General features: G+C 52.9%; 15 protein-coding genes and 1 pseudogene. 1 reads left to right on the top strand and 15 read right to left on the bottom strand.

Going from position 1 to position 16,612, the window contains the following annotated elements; translation table 11 throughout:
- Genes ccmB through napF form a run of 9 tightly spaced genes read right to left on the bottom strand, consistent with a single transcriptional unit; the run spans position 1 to position 7,138 of the window.
- The gene (gene ccmB / locus AACU94_RS05295; RefSeq protein ID WP_000971724.1) at positions 1-663 is read right to left on the bottom strand and encodes a heme exporter protein CcmB; all 663 of its coding nucleotides are present in this window, start codon (positions 661-663) and stop codon (positions 1-3) included.
- Complete coding sequence (gene ccmA / locus AACU94_RS05290) at positions 660-1,283, bottom strand: cytochrome c biogenesis heme-transporting ATPase CcmA (protein ID WP_214678548.1); 624 nt, start codon at positions 1,281-1,283, stop codon at positions 660-662. The genes ccmB and ccmA overlap by 4 nt, the downstream gene beginning before the upstream one ends.
- Positions 1,284-1,297: 14 nt before the next feature.
- Positions 1,298-1,900, bottom strand: coding sequence for a cytochrome c-type protein NapC (gene napC / locus AACU94_RS05285; protein ID WP_130207128.1), 603 nt, complete (start codon positions 1,898-1,900; stop codon positions 1,298-1,300).
- A 9-nt stretch (positions 1,901-1,909) separates the two neighbouring features.
- Positions 1,910-2,359 (bottom strand): nitrate reductase cytochrome c-type subunit, encoded by a 450-nt coding sequence (gene napB, locus AACU94_RS05280; protein WP_000835174.1) that lies wholly within the window; start codon positions 2,357-2,359, stop codon positions 1,910-1,912.
- Complete coding sequence (napH, locus tag AACU94_RS05275) at positions 2,356-3,219, bottom strand: quinol dehydrogenase ferredoxin subunit NapH (protein WP_135404821.1); 864 nt, start codon at positions 3,217-3,219, stop codon at positions 2,356-2,358. The genes napB and napH overlap by 4 nt, the downstream gene beginning before the upstream one ends.
- On the bottom strand, positions 3,206-3,901 hold the full coding sequence (napG, locus tag AACU94_RS05270; protein ID WP_000091300.1) for a ferredoxin-type protein NapG: 696 nt from the start codon (positions 3,899-3,901) through the stop codon (positions 3,206-3,208). Before napG ends, napH begins: the two co-directional genes overlap by 14 nt.
- 6 nt (positions 3,902-3,907) lie before the next feature.
- Positions 3,908-6,394, bottom strand: a complete 2,487-nt coding sequence (gene napA, locus AACU94_RS05265) for a periplasmic nitrate reductase subunit alpha (RefSeq protein ID WP_135489057.1) — start codon at positions 6,392-6,394, stop codon at positions 3,908-3,910.
- Positions 6,391-6,654, bottom strand: a complete 264-nt coding sequence (gene napD / locus AACU94_RS05260) for a chaperone NapD (protein ID WP_000557378.1) — start codon at positions 6,652-6,654, stop codon at positions 6,391-6,393. Before napD ends, napA begins: the two co-directional genes overlap by 4 nt.
- Positions 6,644-7,138, bottom strand: a complete 495-nt coding sequence (napF, locus tag AACU94_RS05255; protein ID WP_000686723.1) for a ferredoxin-type protein NapF — start codon at positions 7,136-7,138, stop codon at positions 6,644-6,646. The genes napD and napF overlap by 11 nt, the downstream gene beginning before the upstream one ends.
- 405 nt (positions 7,139-7,543) lie before the next feature.
- On the opposite strand from napF, the pseudogene eco reads away from it, so the two are divergent.
- Positions 7,544-8,031 (top strand): annotated as a pseudogene (gene eco, locus AACU94_RS05245) (serine protease inhibitor ecotin).
- 263 nt (positions 8,032-8,294) lie between these two features.
- On the opposite strand, the gene mqo reads toward eco, so the two are convergent.
- From mqo to ompC, 6 genes are all read right to left on the bottom strand, one after another.
- Complete coding sequence (gene mqo, locus AACU94_RS05240) at positions 8,295-9,941, bottom strand: malate dehydrogenase (quinone) (RefSeq protein ID WP_135489056.1); 1,647 nt, start codon at positions 9,939-9,941, stop codon at positions 8,295-8,297.
- Positions 9,942-10,150: 209 nt separating this feature from the next.
- Entirely contained in the window at positions 10,151-11,794 is a 1,644-nt protein-coding gene (yojI, locus tag AACU94_RS05235; RefSeq protein WP_130217070.1) for a microcin J25 efflux ABC transporter YojI, read from the bottom strand.
- Between the two features lie 75 nt (positions 11,795-11,869).
- Positions 11,870-12,520, bottom strand: coding sequence for a DNA oxidative demethylase AlkB (gene alkB, locus AACU94_RS05230; protein ID WP_130207140.1), 651 nt, complete (start codon positions 12,518-12,520; stop codon positions 11,870-11,872).
- Positions 12,520-13,584 (bottom strand): bifunctional DNA-binding transcriptional regulator/O6-methylguanine-DNA methyltransferase Ada, encoded by a 1,065-nt coding sequence (ada, locus tag AACU94_RS05225; RefSeq protein WP_135489055.1) that lies wholly within the window; start codon positions 13,582-13,584, stop codon positions 12,520-12,522. Before ada ends, alkB begins: the two co-directional genes overlap by 1 nt.
- 73 nt (positions 13,585-13,657) lie before the next feature.
- A complete protein-coding gene (apbE, locus tag AACU94_RS05220; RefSeq protein WP_135489054.1) occupies positions 13,658-14,713 on the bottom strand; it encodes an FAD:protein FMN transferase ApbE in 1,056 nt (351 codons plus the stop codon).
- A 110-nt stretch (positions 14,714-14,823) separates the two neighbouring features.
- Positions 14,824-15,927, bottom strand: coding sequence for a porin OmpC (gene ompC, locus AACU94_RS05215; RefSeq protein ID WP_135489053.1), 1,104 nt, complete (start codon positions 15,925-15,927; stop codon positions 14,824-14,826).
- Positions 15,928-16,612: the final 685 nt, after the last annotated feature.

The following is a 16,612-nucleotide window of genomic DNA, read 5'->3' as shown; positions in this document are numbered from 1 at the left end:
TTATTGAATGCTGATTCGTAACGCTGCCGCCGTCGCAAAAGGACTTAATGTCGCGGTGCCAGCCAGCAACGCGCCTAAAATTGCCAGATACCCGTCCACGGGCAAATGCATCGAAGCCGCGTCCATCGCAGCGGTGGCAAAGATGAGTAAGGGGATGGTGAGTGGTAACACGAGAATACTGAGTAGCACTCCACCGCGCTTAAGTCCGACCGTCAGCGCCACGCCTGGCGCACCAAGAAAGCCAAGCGTGGGGGTTCCCAACAACAGCGTAAGCGCCATCACTTGCCAACCGTACACGTCCATTCCCAGTAGCAATGCCACCAGTGGTGAGAGAATGAGCAGAGGCAAACCTGTCACCATCCAGTGCGCCATCACCTTCGCCAGCACAACGGCGGGCAAGGGTAATGGCAACAACATCAGTTGTTCAAGACTGCCGTCCTGCAAATCGTCACGAAACAGTCGCTCCAGCGCCAGCAAAGAGGAAAGCAGCGCCGCCACCCAGATAATTCCCGGAGCAATCCTCGCCAGCAATTGCGGCTCCGGACCGATACTAAGTGGAAAAAGGGTAATAACAATCAGGAAGAACCACAGCGGGTTAGCGATTTCGGCGCTATGGCGAAACGCCACGCGCAGCTCAAGACGGAAAATGCGCCAGAACATCATGCGCCCCTTGTATGCGTCAGAGAAATGCGGCGGATTTTACTTTCAGCAACGTTGAGCGGCTGGTGGGTGGTCAGAATCACAATTCCCCCCTGCTCCGTATGCTGCGCCATGCGCTGGGTCAGACGATCGACGCCGTTGACGTCAATCGCGGTAAAAGGTTCGTCGAGGATCCACAACGTAGCGCGGGTCAGCCATAATCGCGCCAGCGCGACGCGGCGTTGTTGCCCGGCAGAGAGCTGGTTTACGGGAATATCTTCGAATCCGGCAAGCCCGGCCTGCGCCAGAGCGTCCAGACATTGTGCGGTATCACCGTCACGGTGATAGAAGTGCAGATTTTCTAACGCCGTCAGCCGGGTTTTAATCCCCGGCTGATGGCCTATCCATAACAGGTTTTGATGGTAGCTGTCGCGTACCTGATGCAAGGGCTGCCCTTGCCAGAGAACCTCACCGGCGTCAGGACGAGACAACCCAGTCAGCAGACGAAGAAGCGTTGTCTTCCCCGCACCGTTGCTGCCGGTGATTTGTACCCACTCTCCTGCGTTCAGCGTAAATGACAAACCACTAAACAAGGTTCGTTCATCCCGCTCGCAGAGCAATTCTCTGGCTTCAAGCATCCCCACGCAATGACATCCTGTTAAAAACCTGGTTCAACTTCGCGCATATCGGGTAGCTTGTGCGCGATCCCTTTATGGCAGTCAATACAGGTTTGCCCATCTTTCACCGCTTGATCGTGCATCTTCGCGGCAACACCTTTCTGGGCGGTTAAATCCATAAACTCGAAGTTGTGACAGTTACGGCACTCCTGCGAATTGTTGTCCTTCATTCGCCGCCACTCATTCTGTGCCATAGTCAGGCGATGAGCTTCGAATTTCTGCGGCGTGTCAATAACGCCCAGAATTTTACCATACAGCTCTTTACTTGCTTTGAGCTTGCGTATCATTTTCGGCACAAACTCGTGCGGAACGTGACAATCCGGACAAGTCGCACGAACGCCGCTACGGTTGTTGTAATGCACGGAATCCATGTATTCCTGATACACCGTGTTGCGCATTTCGTGGCAGCTAATGCAAAACTCTTCAGTGTTAGCTTTTTCCATCCCAGTGTTAAAGCCGCCCCAGAAGACGATGCCGCCGACAAAACCGATCAACAGCAGCGTCCCCAGCGCCAGACGGCTGGGGGTACGCCACCATTTCCACAGGCGCTTAATCAGACCAGGCTTACGGTCAGAATTTCCCATAATAACCTCTTATTTCCCGTAACCTTTTGATGGGGTAAAGGTATTCCCCACGATTGGCGCGGTATCGGCCTGCGGTACGTGACATTGCAGACAGAAATAACGACGCGGAGCCACTTCTGCGCCCACTTTGCCGTCGCTGTCCATAAAGTGAGTAGGACTGATGCGCGGTGCGCCAGTGGTGCGATAGCTTTCAACACCGTGGCACTGTAAGCAGCGGTTGGTATTGGTCGTTACCTGATAACCTTCAACGCTATGCGGGATCATTGGCGGCTGATTCACATAGTTCAGCGGCATCCGATCCTGCTCTTTTGGCATCCGAATGGCCCCTTCCTGCGTCCCGGATACTTCCGGCGACTGGCTAAAATCGACGCCATTTGCCGCCCAAACCGCGCCGCTCACCACCAGGGCCAGCATCGCCGTCCATTGACACAGCGCTTTCTTCAGGTCATGGCTTTTCATGATTTCGCTCCCGAACTCCATCGTGTAGTTATTGTAAATACATCCTCAGAACAGACATCCACGCAGCGACCGCACGTCATGCAATCGCGGCTGGTGACCTGCACCGGGCTTTGTTCATCCAGCACCGGGGCACGTAGCACATGCGGTTCCGGGCAAACATGAAAACAATCCATACAGCGGTTACATTTCTGCCGATCGGTGGCCGCAACGGTAATCACACCTTTGCTACCCAACACGCCATACAGCGCGCCGACCGGACAAATATGCCCGCACCAGCCGTGTTCAACGACCAGTAGATCAAATAAAAACAGCGCGAGAATAAGCAGCGCGCCGCTGCCGAATCCCATTACCAGGCTACGCCCCATCAGAGATACGGGGTTGATCCATTCCCAGATGAGCGAGCCAGTTAAGGCGGATCCCACCAGAATGACCACCAACAGCACGTAGCGAATGTGGCGAGGGATCGTCGCAGACTGATTGAGATCAAATCGTCTGCGTAACCAGTTTGCTAAATCGGTAATCGGGTTCAGCGGGCAGACCCAGCTGCAAAATAATCGCTTTCCTGCCAGGGCGTAGAGTACGGTGATAATCACCGCACCGATCAGCGCCACCGTGGCAGGCAGATGACCGCTGGCAAGGCTTTGCAGCGTCATCAGCGGATCGGTCAGCGGAACGGTGTCGAATAACAGGCTACTGCTGTAGTTGCCATGTAAGATCCACACACCAAACCACGGGCCGCTCAAAAACATCCCCAGCACGAAGAACTGACAAAGGCGACGTAACACCAGCCAACGGTGACTGCGCCACCAGCCTTTTTTCTCCAGCGCCTCGCGCCCGGCGTCACGTTTACGATTTGCCATTGTTCCCCTCCAGCCAGCCGAAGCGGTAATGGTGACCTAACTCCCCTTTCGCCAGTGACAGCGGTAACACCTTGATTGCCGGTTGTTCCAGCACGCATACTTTTTCGCACTTACCGCAACCGGTACAGGCGTCGCTGTGAACCGTCGGCAGAAAACGGGCGTGCTTACCGGTACGCGTGTTGCGCTCCAGCTCCAGGGTGATTGCCTCATCAATTTTCGGGCATTCGCGATAACAAACATCACAGCGCAGCCCCTGAAAGTTGAGACAGTTTTCCTGGTCCACCAACACCGCCAGCCCCATCCGCGCGTCGTCGATCGATTCGATCTCACGATCCAGCGCGCCGCTGGGGCATACTTTGGCGCACGGGACGTCCTCACACATTTCGCAAGGAATATCCCGTGCGACAAAATATGGCGTACCCGCCGACAGGCCAGAGGCCAGCGTCGCCAGTTTTAAGGTGTCGTAAGGGCAAGCCTGAACACACTGACCGCAACGCACACAGGCACTGGCAAAGGCGTTCTCGTTTATGGCTCCGGGCGGGCGCAACCGCACGCCTGATGCGCGTGCGGTTTGCTGTTGTAACCCCAGCGCCACACCCACGGCAGCCAGACCGCCTGCTGTGCGAACAACATCGCGCAGAAAGCGGCGGCGACCATTTTGAGGTTTCGCTGACCGGGACATAATGGTTTACACCTTCTCCAGTTTGACCGCGCACTTCTTGAAGTCCGTCTCTTTCGAGAGCGGATCGGTCGCGTCCAGCGTCAGTTTGTTAACCAGCTGTGCGGCGTCGAAGAACGGCATGTACACCAGGCCCTGCGGCGGACGGTTACGACCGCGCGTTTCGACAATCGAGATCACTTCGCCACGGCGAGAAACCACTTTCACTTTGTCGCCACGACGCAGATCGCGCGCTTTCGCATCCAGCGGGTGAATAAACAGGACCGCTTCCGGGAAGGCGCGGTGCAGTTCCGGTACACGGCGAGTCATACTGCCGGTGTGCCAGTGCTCCAGAACGCGTCCGGTAGAGAGCCACAGGTCGTACTCTTCATCCGGTGCTTCCGCCGCCGGTTCGAAAGGCAGCGCGAAAATCACCGCTTTGCCATCCGGTTTACCGTAGAACTTATAGCCTTCGCCCGCTTTCACGTACGGGTCGTTACCTTCGCTGTAACGCCACTGCGTTTCTTTACCGTTCACCACCGGCCAGCGCAGACCGCGCGCTTTGTGGTAGTCATCGAACGGTGCCAGATCGTGACCGTGACCGCGACCAAACCATGCGTACTCTTCGAACAGTCCTTTTTGCAGATAGAAGCCCAGCTCGCGGGATTCATCGTTCAGCTGCTCTTCCGCCAGTTCGGATACCGGGAATTTGCTCACTTCGGGGGTGGCATACAGAACTTCGTACAGCGTTTTGCCACGCAGTTCCGGTTTCTTCGCCAGCAGCTCTTCCGGCCATACTTCTTCAGTTTTGAAGCGGCGGGAGAACTGGACTAACTGCCAGAGATCCGATTTCGCTTCGCCTGGTGCCTGCACCTGCTGACGCCAGAACTGAGTACGGCGTTCGGCGTTACCGTAAGCGCCCTCTTTCTCTACCCACATTGCGGTCGGCAGGATCAAGTCGGCGGCCAGCGCACTGACTGTCGGATACGGATCGGAGACGATGATGAAGTTGCGCGGATCGCGCCAGCCCGGCATACGCTCTTCATTAATATTCGGCCCGGCCTGCATGTTGTTGGTACACATGGTCCAGTAAACATTCAGCTTGCCGTCTTTCAGCGCACGGTCCTGTGCTACCGCGTGCAGACCGATTTTCGCCGGAATGGTGCCGCTCGGGATATTCCACTTCTTCTCGCAGATATCACGGTGTTTCTCGTTAGTCACCACCATGTCCGCAGGCAGACGGTGAGCAAAGGTGCCCACTTCACGCGCAGTACCACACGCGGAAGGCTGCCCGGTCAGAGAGAACGGACCGCAACCCGGCTGGGAAATTTTGCCGGTCAGCAGGTGCAGGTTGTAGACCAGGTTGTTGGCCCACACGCCACGAGTATGCTGGTTGAAGCCCATCGTCCAGTAGGAGATGACTTTCTTGTTCGGATCGGCATACAGCTGCGCCAGTTGTTCTAACTGGTCTTTCGGCACGCCGGTCATTTCAGCGGTTTTTTCCAGCGTATACTCAGCAACGAAGGCTTTGTAATCTTCGAAGCTCATCGGTTCGGAGGCGTCAGAACCCGGATTCTTCGCTGCTTTTTCCAGCGGATGGGTCGGACGTAAACCGTAGCCGATGTCCGTCGCCCCTTTGCGCAGGTTAACGTGCTTGCTGAAGAAGTCCTGATTTATCGCATTGTTTTGAATGATATAGTTGGCGATGTAGTTCAGGATCACCAGGTCAGATTGCGGCGTAAAGATGATGCCGTTATCCGCCAGCTCGAAGCTACGATGCTGGTAGGTAGAAAGCACCGCCACGGTGACGTTCTGGTTAGAGAGACGACGGTTAGTGATGCGCGACCAAAGAATCGGGTGCATCTCCGCCATGTTCGCGCCCCACAGCACAAACGCGTCAGCCTGTTCGATATCGTCATAGCAGCCCATCGGCTCATCCATACCAAAGGTACGCATAAAGCCAACCACCGCCGACGCCATACAGTGACGCGCGTTCGGGTCGATGTTGTTCGAGCGGAAGCCCACTTTAAACAGCTTGGACGCAGCATAACCTTCCCAGATAGTCCACTGACCAGAACCGAACATACCGATCGATTCCGGCCCTTTTTCTTTCAGGGCGGTTTTGAATTTCTCTTCCATCACATCGAAGGCCTGATCCCAGGTGATTGGGGTGAATTCGCCTTCTTTGTCATATTTACCGTTTTTCATACGCAGAAGCGGCTGCGTCAAACGGTCTTTACCGTACATGATTTTGGGCAGGAAATAGCCCTTAATGCAGTTCAGACCACGGTTAACCGGTGCATCCGGGTCGCCCTGACAGGCCACCACACGCCCCTGCTGCGTTCCGACCAGAACGCCGCAACCGGTACCGCAGAAACGGCACGGCGCTTTATCCCATTTAATGGCTTCCTGCTGACCAACAACGGCGCGGGCAACGCCCGGCACGCTGAGACCGGCAGCCGCCGCAGCGGCCGCAACGGCGTTAGCTTTCATAAAGCTACGACGACTGAGTTTCATGGTGTTTCCTCACCTTGCTCTTCCTGCTGGTGATAAACCAGCGACACCGCCAGCACGCCCTCTACGTTGCGTACTGACTCAATGGTTTGGATCAGCGTTTCGCTGTCTTCTGCTTCCACCACCACAATCAACTGACCGCTCGGCGCGTCGCTGACAGCAACTTCACAGCCGGGAAAGGCGTTCAGTTGGGTGCTGATGTCTGAAATTCGTTCGCTTTTGGCCTGCACGACCAGGCTGCAAACTTGCCAGTTAGTGTGCATGGAGATACTCCGCAGTTATGGCTGATACCGGACAACTGGCTGCACATGCTCCACATCCGTTGCAAAGTTGGCTATTAAGTTGCGGCTGGTAGATCCCGGAGAGCGTCGGGCGAAAGATAATTGCCATTGGCTCACAGCTATCCTGACAGCGGCGGCATTCAACTGACTGATACGCCAGGCACGCGTCCCCAATGGTGAACTGCAAATCCCAGGCCCTGGTGTGGCGCGGAGAAAATAGCGATTCGGGGCAAGCCTGCGCGCAGGCGTAACAGAAGCTGCACTCGTTATTTTTGAAATTAACGCTCGGATAGCCACCCGCACCGCGTTGCAGAATGTTGTTTTCACAAGCATTAATACAGGCATCGCAGCGGGTGCAATGGGTCAGAAAATGAGATTCATCACCGGACCAGGGCGGACGGATACCGTTACTGGCTTTGCGCCAGCGACCAGTGAGTATGCCCCGACGGGATGCATCAATCTTCACATTGACCTTCCATCATTAACGCGCTCTGAAAATTGAGAGCGACCAAAGAAACCGCTTAATTAATAAGCCATTTTTATAGGCGCTAAGATATTAAAGGATGTGTCAAAGATGCATACCCCGATCGGGGTAAAACCTGTAGCAGGATCAAAAGAGTGGTGGGAAGGCTGGCAAAAATGGGCTTTTATTCACATTTCAAACGGTTATAAACAATTTTACATAGCGATAAATTCACCAAAGATATTTATCCAGGCTTCGCCATCCATCAGCATATAACTCCAAAAGAGAAGGTAAAGTTGTCTGAATATTCTATGCATTATTCATAAAGCAAATTAATAAATCTGATGAATATGTTAACCTTCAGCGACATCATCGGTGAAAACCTATAAATGAAGAAGGAAAGCAAAAATGAAGACTATTCTACCTGCAGTATTGTTTGCCGCTTTCGCCACAACTTCAGCCTGGGCGGCAGAAAGCGTCCAGCCACTGGAAAAAATCGCCCCTTATCCGCAAGCTGAAAAAGGGATGAAGCGTCAGGTGATTCAGTTAACCCCGCAAGAAGATGAATCTACCCTGAAAGTAGAACTGTTAATCGGTCAGACGCTGGAAGTTGACTGCAATCTGCATCGTCTCGGCGGGAAACTGGAAAGCAAAACGCTGGAAGGCTGGGGCTATGATTATTATGTCTTTGATAAAGTTAGCTCCCCGGTTTCCACGATGATGGCCTGCCCGGATGGCAAAAAAGAGAAGAAATTTGTCACCGCGTATCTGGCGATGCCGGAATGCTGCGTTACAACAGCAAGCTGCCGATCGTGGTGTATACGCCAGACAATGTAGATGTGAAGTACCGCATCTGGAAGGCGGAAGAGAAGATTGACAACGCGGTAGTTCGCTAAACACAGCGTACCGCCCATCGGTCGGATAAGGCGGTTACACCGCATCCGACATGCAACGCCCGAGCCGGTTGCCTGATGCGACGCTGATGCGTCTTATCAGGCCTACGCCGCTACGCCGTTGTGAAGTGCAGCACCTCGTAGGTCGGATAAGGCGGTCACGCCGCATCCGACATCTAACGCCCAAGCCGGTGCCTGATGCGACGCTGACGCGTCTTATCAGGCCTACGCCACATCCGGCATACCATGCCGGATGTGGTACATCATTACAATGCAATATCCGCGACTTCTTTTTGAACGGGTTGCGGTTTCAACTGCGGTTTCGGCGTACTGTCTGCCGCCTGCGGCTTGTCGTATTTCAGCCCCAGCACTTCGCTGGTGTACTGCAACTCACGTTCCGTTGCTGCCACATCACCATTCAGCTTACGTCCATAAGACGGAACGATCGCTTTCAGCGTCGCCTGCCATTGCGGGCTGGAAACGCGATCGCCAAATACTTTTTCCAGCAGATTCAACATAATCGGCGCAGCGGTTGACGCCCCTGGCGATGCCCCCAGCAGCGCGGCAATGGTCCCTTGCTGGTCACTGACCACTTCAGTACCCAGACGCAGTACGCCACCTTTCTCGGCATCACGCTTGATAATCTGCACACGCTGCCCCGCTTGCCACAAACGCCAGTCCTCTTTTTTCGCCTGCGGATAGTACTCTTTCAACGCTTCAAAACGATCCTCTTCACTCAACATCACCTGACTCACCAGATATTTCACCAGATCGAAATTATCCAGCCCGACGTGCATCATCGGCATCACGTTTGACGTTGTGGTGGAACTCATCAGATCCCACAGCGAACCGTTTTTGAGGAATTTGGTTGAGAAAGTAGCAAATGGCCCGAAAAGCACCACGCGTTTACCGTCCAGAACACGGGTGTCAATATGCGGAACCGACATCGGCGGCGCACCGACAGATGCTTTACCGTAGACCTTCGCCAGATGATGGTTAACCACGTCAGGGTTTTCCGAGACAAGGAACTGTCCGCCCACCGGGAAACCAGCGTACTCTTTCGCTTCCGGGATACCGGATTCTTGCAAAAGCTTCAGCGCCGCACCGCCCGCGCCGATAAAAACAAATTTCGCGCGGATGTTCTGTACAGTGCCATTTTTCAGATCGGCAATGGTGACGGTCCAGGTGTTGTCGTCATTACGTTTGAGGCCGCGGACTTCGCTACTGAGTTGCAGCGAAAAGTTAGATTTCTTCTGCAAGGAAGCAATTAACTGGCGAGTGATTTCACCATAGTTTACATCGGTGCCGATTTCTGTACGTGTCGCTGCCACTTTCTGCTGCGGATCGCGTCCTTCCATCACGAGTGGCGCCCACTCTTTGATTTGCGCGTGATCTTCGGAGTAACGCATACCGCGGAACAACGAACTTTGTTGCAAGGCCGCGTAACGGGCGCGCAGGAAATTGACGTTATCTTCGCCCCAGACAAAGCTCATGTGCGGAACGGTATTGATAAATGAACGCGGGGTACGCAGCACGCCGCGCTCGACCTGGTGCGCCCAGAACTGGCGGGAAATCTGGAATGCTTCGTTAATGGCGACTGCTTTTTCGATACTGATGCTACCATCGGCGTTTTGCGGGGTGTAGTTCAGTTCCATCAACGCAGAATGCCCGGTTCCGGCGTTGTTCCAGCCGTTCGAACTCTCCTGCGCAACACCGTCCAGGCGCTCCACCATGGTCATCGACCATTCCGGTTCCAGCTCCCGTAAATAGGTCCCCAACGTGGCGCTCATAATGCCGCCGCCAATCAACAGTACATCAGTTTCCTGCTCCTCGGACGCTTTCGCTTTTGCCGCCATCGAAACGGCATTAAGCCCCACGGCCATCGAGAAGAGCATGGCAGTCACTTTTTTCATCTTGTTAATGCCTTACTTTTAGTCGCTTTATTGCAGGTGAGATTTGCGCGGCATCAACGGTAACACTTAAGCAACAACATTTAAATAATGTTTATAAATTATCTTCTAATTTTATAAACATTATAATTTCGTTGATTAATTATAGGGTTATTAGAAACGAAGGGATTTTTTACCTGACGGCAGCAGTCCGCCAGGTAAGAGTCAAAACATTATGCCGTCCGGGCAACGGCATCACGAGAAGCAGCGTCACGCTCTGCGCCCGTCAGCTCGCTAAGTTGCCCGTTGCGCATTTCCAGCAGGCGGTCGGCGTGGATAAAGTAATGGTCATCATGACTGATGGCGAAAATAGTTTTCCCCATCTCCTGCATCAGCGGCAGCAGCACCTGATAAAACTCACGGCGGAAATGTGGATCCTGATCCGCCGCCCATTCATCCAGCAGAATAATATCGCGTTCTTCTGCCAGAGCCAGCAACAGCGCCACGCGCTTTTTCTGCCCTTTCGATAACTTCAGGTTAACAATACGCCCGTTACTTAACTCAAGCTTATGACCCATTTTCAGCTGCGCCAGCCACTTCTCAACCAGTTGCGGGTTAGCAGGTTTACCTTCCGGCCCCAGCAGTTGATCAAACAGCCAGACATCGGTAAACACTGCCGAAAACAGTTTGCGATAATCTTCCGGTTTTTCACCGCTGACAGGTTTGCCATCCAGCAAGATTTCGCCGCTTTGTGGCTGATACAACCCCGTCAGCAACATCGCCAGCGTCGATTTGCCGCTACCATTGCCACCAATCAGAAACAGCAGTTCGCCACGTTTAATGGTGAGGTTAATCGGCCCAACGGAAAACGCGTTATCCTGATAGCTAAACGTAACATTACGCAGCTCAAGCGTTTGCCAGTTGGGAAACGCCTGCGGACGCGGAAACTCCGCTTTGAAAGGTGCGAGCGCGAATTTGTTCAGCTTGTTAAACGCCACCTGCGCCGTCAGCAGCGTCGGCAATGCGCCAACTGCCGAAAGCAGTGGCGTACGCAGGAATAACAGCGTCAACGAATAGGTCGCGGCAACATTGGTATCAGCCCAACCGAGGCTGTTTGCCATCCAGAACACCAGGCCGATTGCGCCTAGCATCATGATGTTTGACCAGTTCACGGCACTAAGATGGAAGGTGTCTGCGCGGATAATATGATGACGATACTCTTGCGCATCAGGGATGTAGAGGTTGTTAAACACATACTCGGCGCGCTCGCGATTCAGCGTCAGCTCTTTGCGCCCTTCCAGCACGGTTTGAAAATCCGTGTACAGCTTGTCTTCGGTTTCACGCAGGGTCGCCATATGTTTGTACACCCGCGCCACCAGTACAAAACCGCCCCAGATGGTGACTGCCATCCAGATAGCCGTTACCAGCAACATTTTGCCCGACAACATCCAGAGATACGCCGCTGAACCGATAGTGAGAATGATCCCCTGCACCAGTTCCGGCAGACGCACAAAAGCAATGGTGATATTGCGCACATCGCTGGTTAACCCCGCCAGCAACGAGGCGCTACCAAGTTGTTCGATACGCTCGACGTGGGTATCCAGTATCCGCTTGATAAATTCGCTACGCAGTCGGTAAACGAAGTGATGGCCCAGCGTAGTAAGTGCCAGTTGCGATCCCAGTGTTACCGCCATTAACAGCAGCAATAAACCCAGAAACTCCGGCAACACCAGCAGACTGGTATCCGCCGTTTCGATAAGGCGCTGATTGATAAAAGCAATTAAGCCAATGCCTAATGCCGCACTGGCGAGGCTTAGCGCCATCACACTGATAAATGGCCAGCGATACTGCCGCCAGACAAGTACAAGAAGTTCCATGGAGAAAACCCGGACAATGAATTACAGCCCGCAGTTTAAACATCTCCGCGCGCACAGCAATAATAATTCTTATTTTTATTCTTTTTTACCTGCCTGACGGAAGGTCAGGTTGTAGCGGCAGTCGGCGGTGAGTGGATGAAACCCAGCTTTTAGTGGTTGAATACCGTGATAAAACAGCCGTGATTCACCGCCCCACACCACCACATCGCCATGTTCCAGCAACAAACGTTTGAGCGGATCATTTCGTTTCAGGCCGCCAAATTGAAAAATCGCGGGTAAGCCCAGAGAAACAGAAACAATTGGCGCGCGCAGATCCGGTTCGTCTTTATCCTGATGTAGCGACAGTTTCGCGCCCGGGGCGTAGCGGTTGATAAGGCAAGCGTCAGGCTGGAAATCTGGATAGCCCGCTGCCGTGGCCGCGCGCCGACATAAATCATAAAAACTTTGCGGCATGGCAGGCCACGGTTGATTTGTTTGCGGATCAATGGGCGAATAGAGATAACCTTGCCGATTGGTCGTCCAGCCCAGATGCCCGCAGTTGGTCATCGCCACCGACATGGTATATCCGCCAGGCGTGACCATCTGGCGAAACGGCGACTGGCTGGCAATGCCACTGATATCGTGCATCAGTTGTTCCGCTACGTTAAAAGCAAAACGGCGCAAAATCACCGCGCCGGAAGCCAGCGATTCGTGCCACGGTTCAGCATCGGCAAACAGATCCAACATTACCTCTCCTCATTTTCAGCTTCGCGGCGCAGCAGTTGCGCTTTACGCGACACGCCCCAGCGGTAACCGGAAAGTGTGCCATCACCACGTACTACCCGATGACAAGGGATAATAATAGCTAATCTATTGGCGGCGCAGGCGCTGGCTACGGCGCGAACGGCTTTTGGTTTGCCAATTGCGTTCGCCAGTTGCTGGTAACTCACCGTTTCACCACAAGGTATAGTGCGTAGCGCCTGCCAGACTTGTTGCTGAAAAGCGGTGCCGCGAATATCCAGCGGTAACGTCAGCGGCGTATCGCGGTTATTGAGGCTGGCGATAACCTCACGTATATGTTGCTGAAACGTCAGGTCAGCTGGCGCGTTGTCAGCGGCAGGAAACATCTGACGGAGTTCGCTAAACAACGTCCCGTCATCGTCGCCCAGCAGAATCGCGCAAATCCCCCGCTCGCTTTCCGCCACCAGGCAACGCCCCAGCTCACAATCAGCCAGCGCATAACGCACTGCCAGGTTTTCGCCACCGTGACGGAATTGTTTAGCCGTCATACCCAGCGTTTCGTCGGCTTTGCGGTAGTAACTGCTGCCGTCGGGGAATCCAGCGTTCAGAATCGCCTGGGTGACGCTCTCCCCTTTCGCCAGCGATTCGCGTAAGCGACGAGCGCGCCAGGCCTGTTGCCAAGCTTTTGGCGTCATTCCGGTGGTGGCTTTAAATAAACGATGCAGATGGAATGGACTCATCGCCACCTGGTCGGCCAAGGCTTCCAGCGTTACAGGCGTTTCCTGTTCCAGTAGTCGACACGCGTGGGTGATTTTATCCAACCGATGTTGCTGGGCGTTGGCTTTATCAGGTTGGCAGCGTTTGCAGGGGCGAAATCCGGCGGCAAGTGCCTCACTGGAATTGGCATAGAAAGAAACGTTTTCCCGCAAAGCATGTCTGGCTCGGCAAGACGGGCGGCAAAAGATACCCGTGGTGCGCACGGCGAAAACGAATTCGCCGTCGGCGTGCGGGTCGCGGGCTAAGACAGATTGCCAGCGTTGATCGTCAGTTAAGCGTGTGGCGTTTTTCATAATCAGCTCCCTGGTTAAGGATAGCCTTTAGTCTGCCCGGTCACCATCACGCAAAAACCAACAATCTTGCGCTTTAATTTTTTTCGCTGACAAGGAAGCTTTTAAACTGCGGCGACATCCAGGTTTTAAAACTATCACCTTCTTTGGTGATCATATAAACCGCCAGCCCTTCCCGGCGAACGACTTCTTTGGCTTTCTCTGGCCCGAGCACCATCAGACCTGTATCCCAGGCGTCGGCTTCCAGCGCCGTCGGGGCAATCACCGTCACGGACACCAGATTATGTTCAATGGGACGCCCGGTTTGCGGATCGATAACATGGGAAAGGCGTTTGCCGTCCAGTTCGTAATAGTTGCGATAGCTGCCGGAGGTGCTGATACCGTGGCCGTTGATATCCACCACCGCCTGAACTGCGTTTTCTTTATCGGTTGGTTTTTGAATCGCCACTCGCCACGGTTGGCCTTCGCCATTCATACCGCGGCTGTTCAGCGCCCCCCCCACCGACACCAGATAGCGGGAAATCCCTTCCTGCTCCATCAAGCGTGCCAGATGATCGGCTGCATAGCCTTCGCCGACGGTGGAGAGATCGACATATAAATCCGGAAGATCTTTTTGCAGGTACTGCTGATGATACTGATTGATGACCGTCAGGTGCTGTAAGCCGGTTTTGGCTTTCATTGCATCAATTTGTTCCTGGCTCGGAATTTGTACCGGCTGTTGTTCCGGGCCAAAGCCCCACAGATTCACCAGTGGCCCGACAGTAATATCCATCGCACCATCGGTCTTTGCGCCAATACGCAGCGAAGTAGTGACGATATCCGCCATCGCTTCATTTATCGGCCACGGTGTCAGGCTTTGCGAGTCGTTAAAGCGCATCAGCGCGGAGTCTTTTTTATAGGTCGAAAGCAGCTGATCGTCAGCGTCCAGCTGGGTCTGAATCTTCTCTTTAAGCTCGGCGCTACGTTTGGCATCAATGCCCGGGATGCTGGCACGCCAGAAGGTTCCCATGGTTTTGCCTTCAAGAACAGTCACTTCAGTAGCGTGGGAGTTGGCGGGTTGTGGTTTTTGATCGCAACCGACAAAGAAGAGCGTGGCAGCCAGCAATGTCACGCGGGTAAAGTTTATTTCCATATGTGATTATCCTCATGCGAACGGTCGCAAGAGTACACCAAAAAAACGCGTTTGTACGCTGAAAACAATGAAAAAAGGGCCCGAAGGCCCTTTGTCGATATAAATCGAAATTAGAACTGGTAAACCAGACCCAGAGCTACGATGTCATCAGTGTTGATGCCAGCAGCGCGGGTGAACTGGTTGTCGTCCAGCAGGTTGATTTTGTAGTCAACGTAGGTGGACATGTTTTTGTTGAAGTAGTAGGTAGCACCAACATCAACATATTTCAGGATATCTTCGTCGTCGTAGTTACGACCAGCAACGACACCCAGGTTTTTACCTTTAGACTGCAGGTATGCTACAGACGGACGCAGACCGAAGTCGAACTGGTACTGAGCAACAGCTTCGAAGTTCTGTGCTTTGTTCGCCCAACCCAGGGAACCTACGCGAGTTGCGTTGTAGGTCTGAGTGTACTGAGCAGCCAGGTAGATGTTGTTAGCGTCGTATTTCAGACCACCAGTGTAGGTTTCAGCACGGTCGCCGTTACCGATGTAAGCAGCGCTGTTCTGAGCATCAGTACGTTTGGAGCTGGAAACTGCAGCACCGATACCGAAGCCTTCGTAATCATAAGTGATAGAACCGCCGACACCGTCGCCGTTCTGACGCAGAGCGCCACGACCGTTGTTGGTCATGCCTTCGCCGCTTACGCTACCGTTTTTGCCCTGGTACTGAACAGCAAAGTTCAGACCGTCAACCAGACCGAAGAAATCGGTGTTACGGTAGGTCGCGAAGCCGTTACCACGCTGCTGCATGAAGTTGTCAGAACCGTAGGTGTCGCCACCGAATTCTGGCAGTACGTCGGTCCAGGAAGTTACGTCGTAAACAACGCCGTAGTTACGACCGTAGTCGAAAGAACCGATGTCCTGGAATTTCAGACCAGCAAATGCCACACGGGTCCAGGAGTTGTTTTCGCTTTCCGGAGCGTTGCCCTGGATCTGATATTCCCACTGGCCGTAACCGGTCAGCTGGTCAGTAACCTGAGTTTCACCTTTGAAGCCAAGACGCATGTAGGTCTGGTCGCCATCTACAGACTTGTCGTCAGAGAAATAGTGCAGGCCGTCTACTTTACCGTACAGATCTAATTTGTTGCCGTCTTTGTTGTAAACTTCAGCAGCATTTGCTGCGCCTGCTACCAGCAGAGCTGGGACCAGGAGGGACAGTACTTTAACTTTCATGTTATTAACCCTCTGTTATATGCCTTTATTTGCTTTTTTATGCCACTGCATACTGATTAACCCTCATTAATCAGTCGGCAGGTCCATTCTCCCCAAAAATGCAGAATAATCCAACACGAATATGATACTAAAACTTTTAAGATGTTTCAAATATCCACATAGGTATTTCAAAATGTAAATGTGATGGAACTTTTTCAAATTCTAATGGTTGAGCAAATAACGCACTAAACATCAAGTAAGATTATTTCGACCTTTAAAACAATAACTTAATCTTAAGTCTTTGACCGCACTGAATGTTAAAACAAATTCTTCACTCGCAACTAAAATATGTCTCGCTATCATCATTAACTTTATTTATTACCGTCATTCATTTCTGAATGTCTGTTTACCCCTATTTCGACCGGATGCATCGCATCCGGTTTTTTTTACCCTTCTTTACACATCTTTTATTTTCCTGTGCTACCGTAGCAAAATTATAACAATCGTTAACTATTTCGTAAAAAACGACAACAATTACCGACAAAATCTATCTGCGCTATTTTCCTGATAATTTTCTTCACGCCTGTGGGTTATTTGTACATTAACAACGCATTTGTACATTTATTTACCGCAGCGCAAAATGTGAAATATCGTCGGCGAATGCCTTAACATCAATCAGGTAAGAGTCTGGAATTTCACACTGTAC

The organism is Escherichia sp. E4702 (genome assembly GCF_963883545.1).
Lineage (GTDB): Bacteria > Pseudomonadota > Gammaproteobacteria > Enterobacterales > Enterobacteriaceae > Escherichia.
The sequence above is the reverse complement of the archived record's forward strand: the minus strand, read 5'-3'. Positions and strand labels throughout refer to the sequence as shown.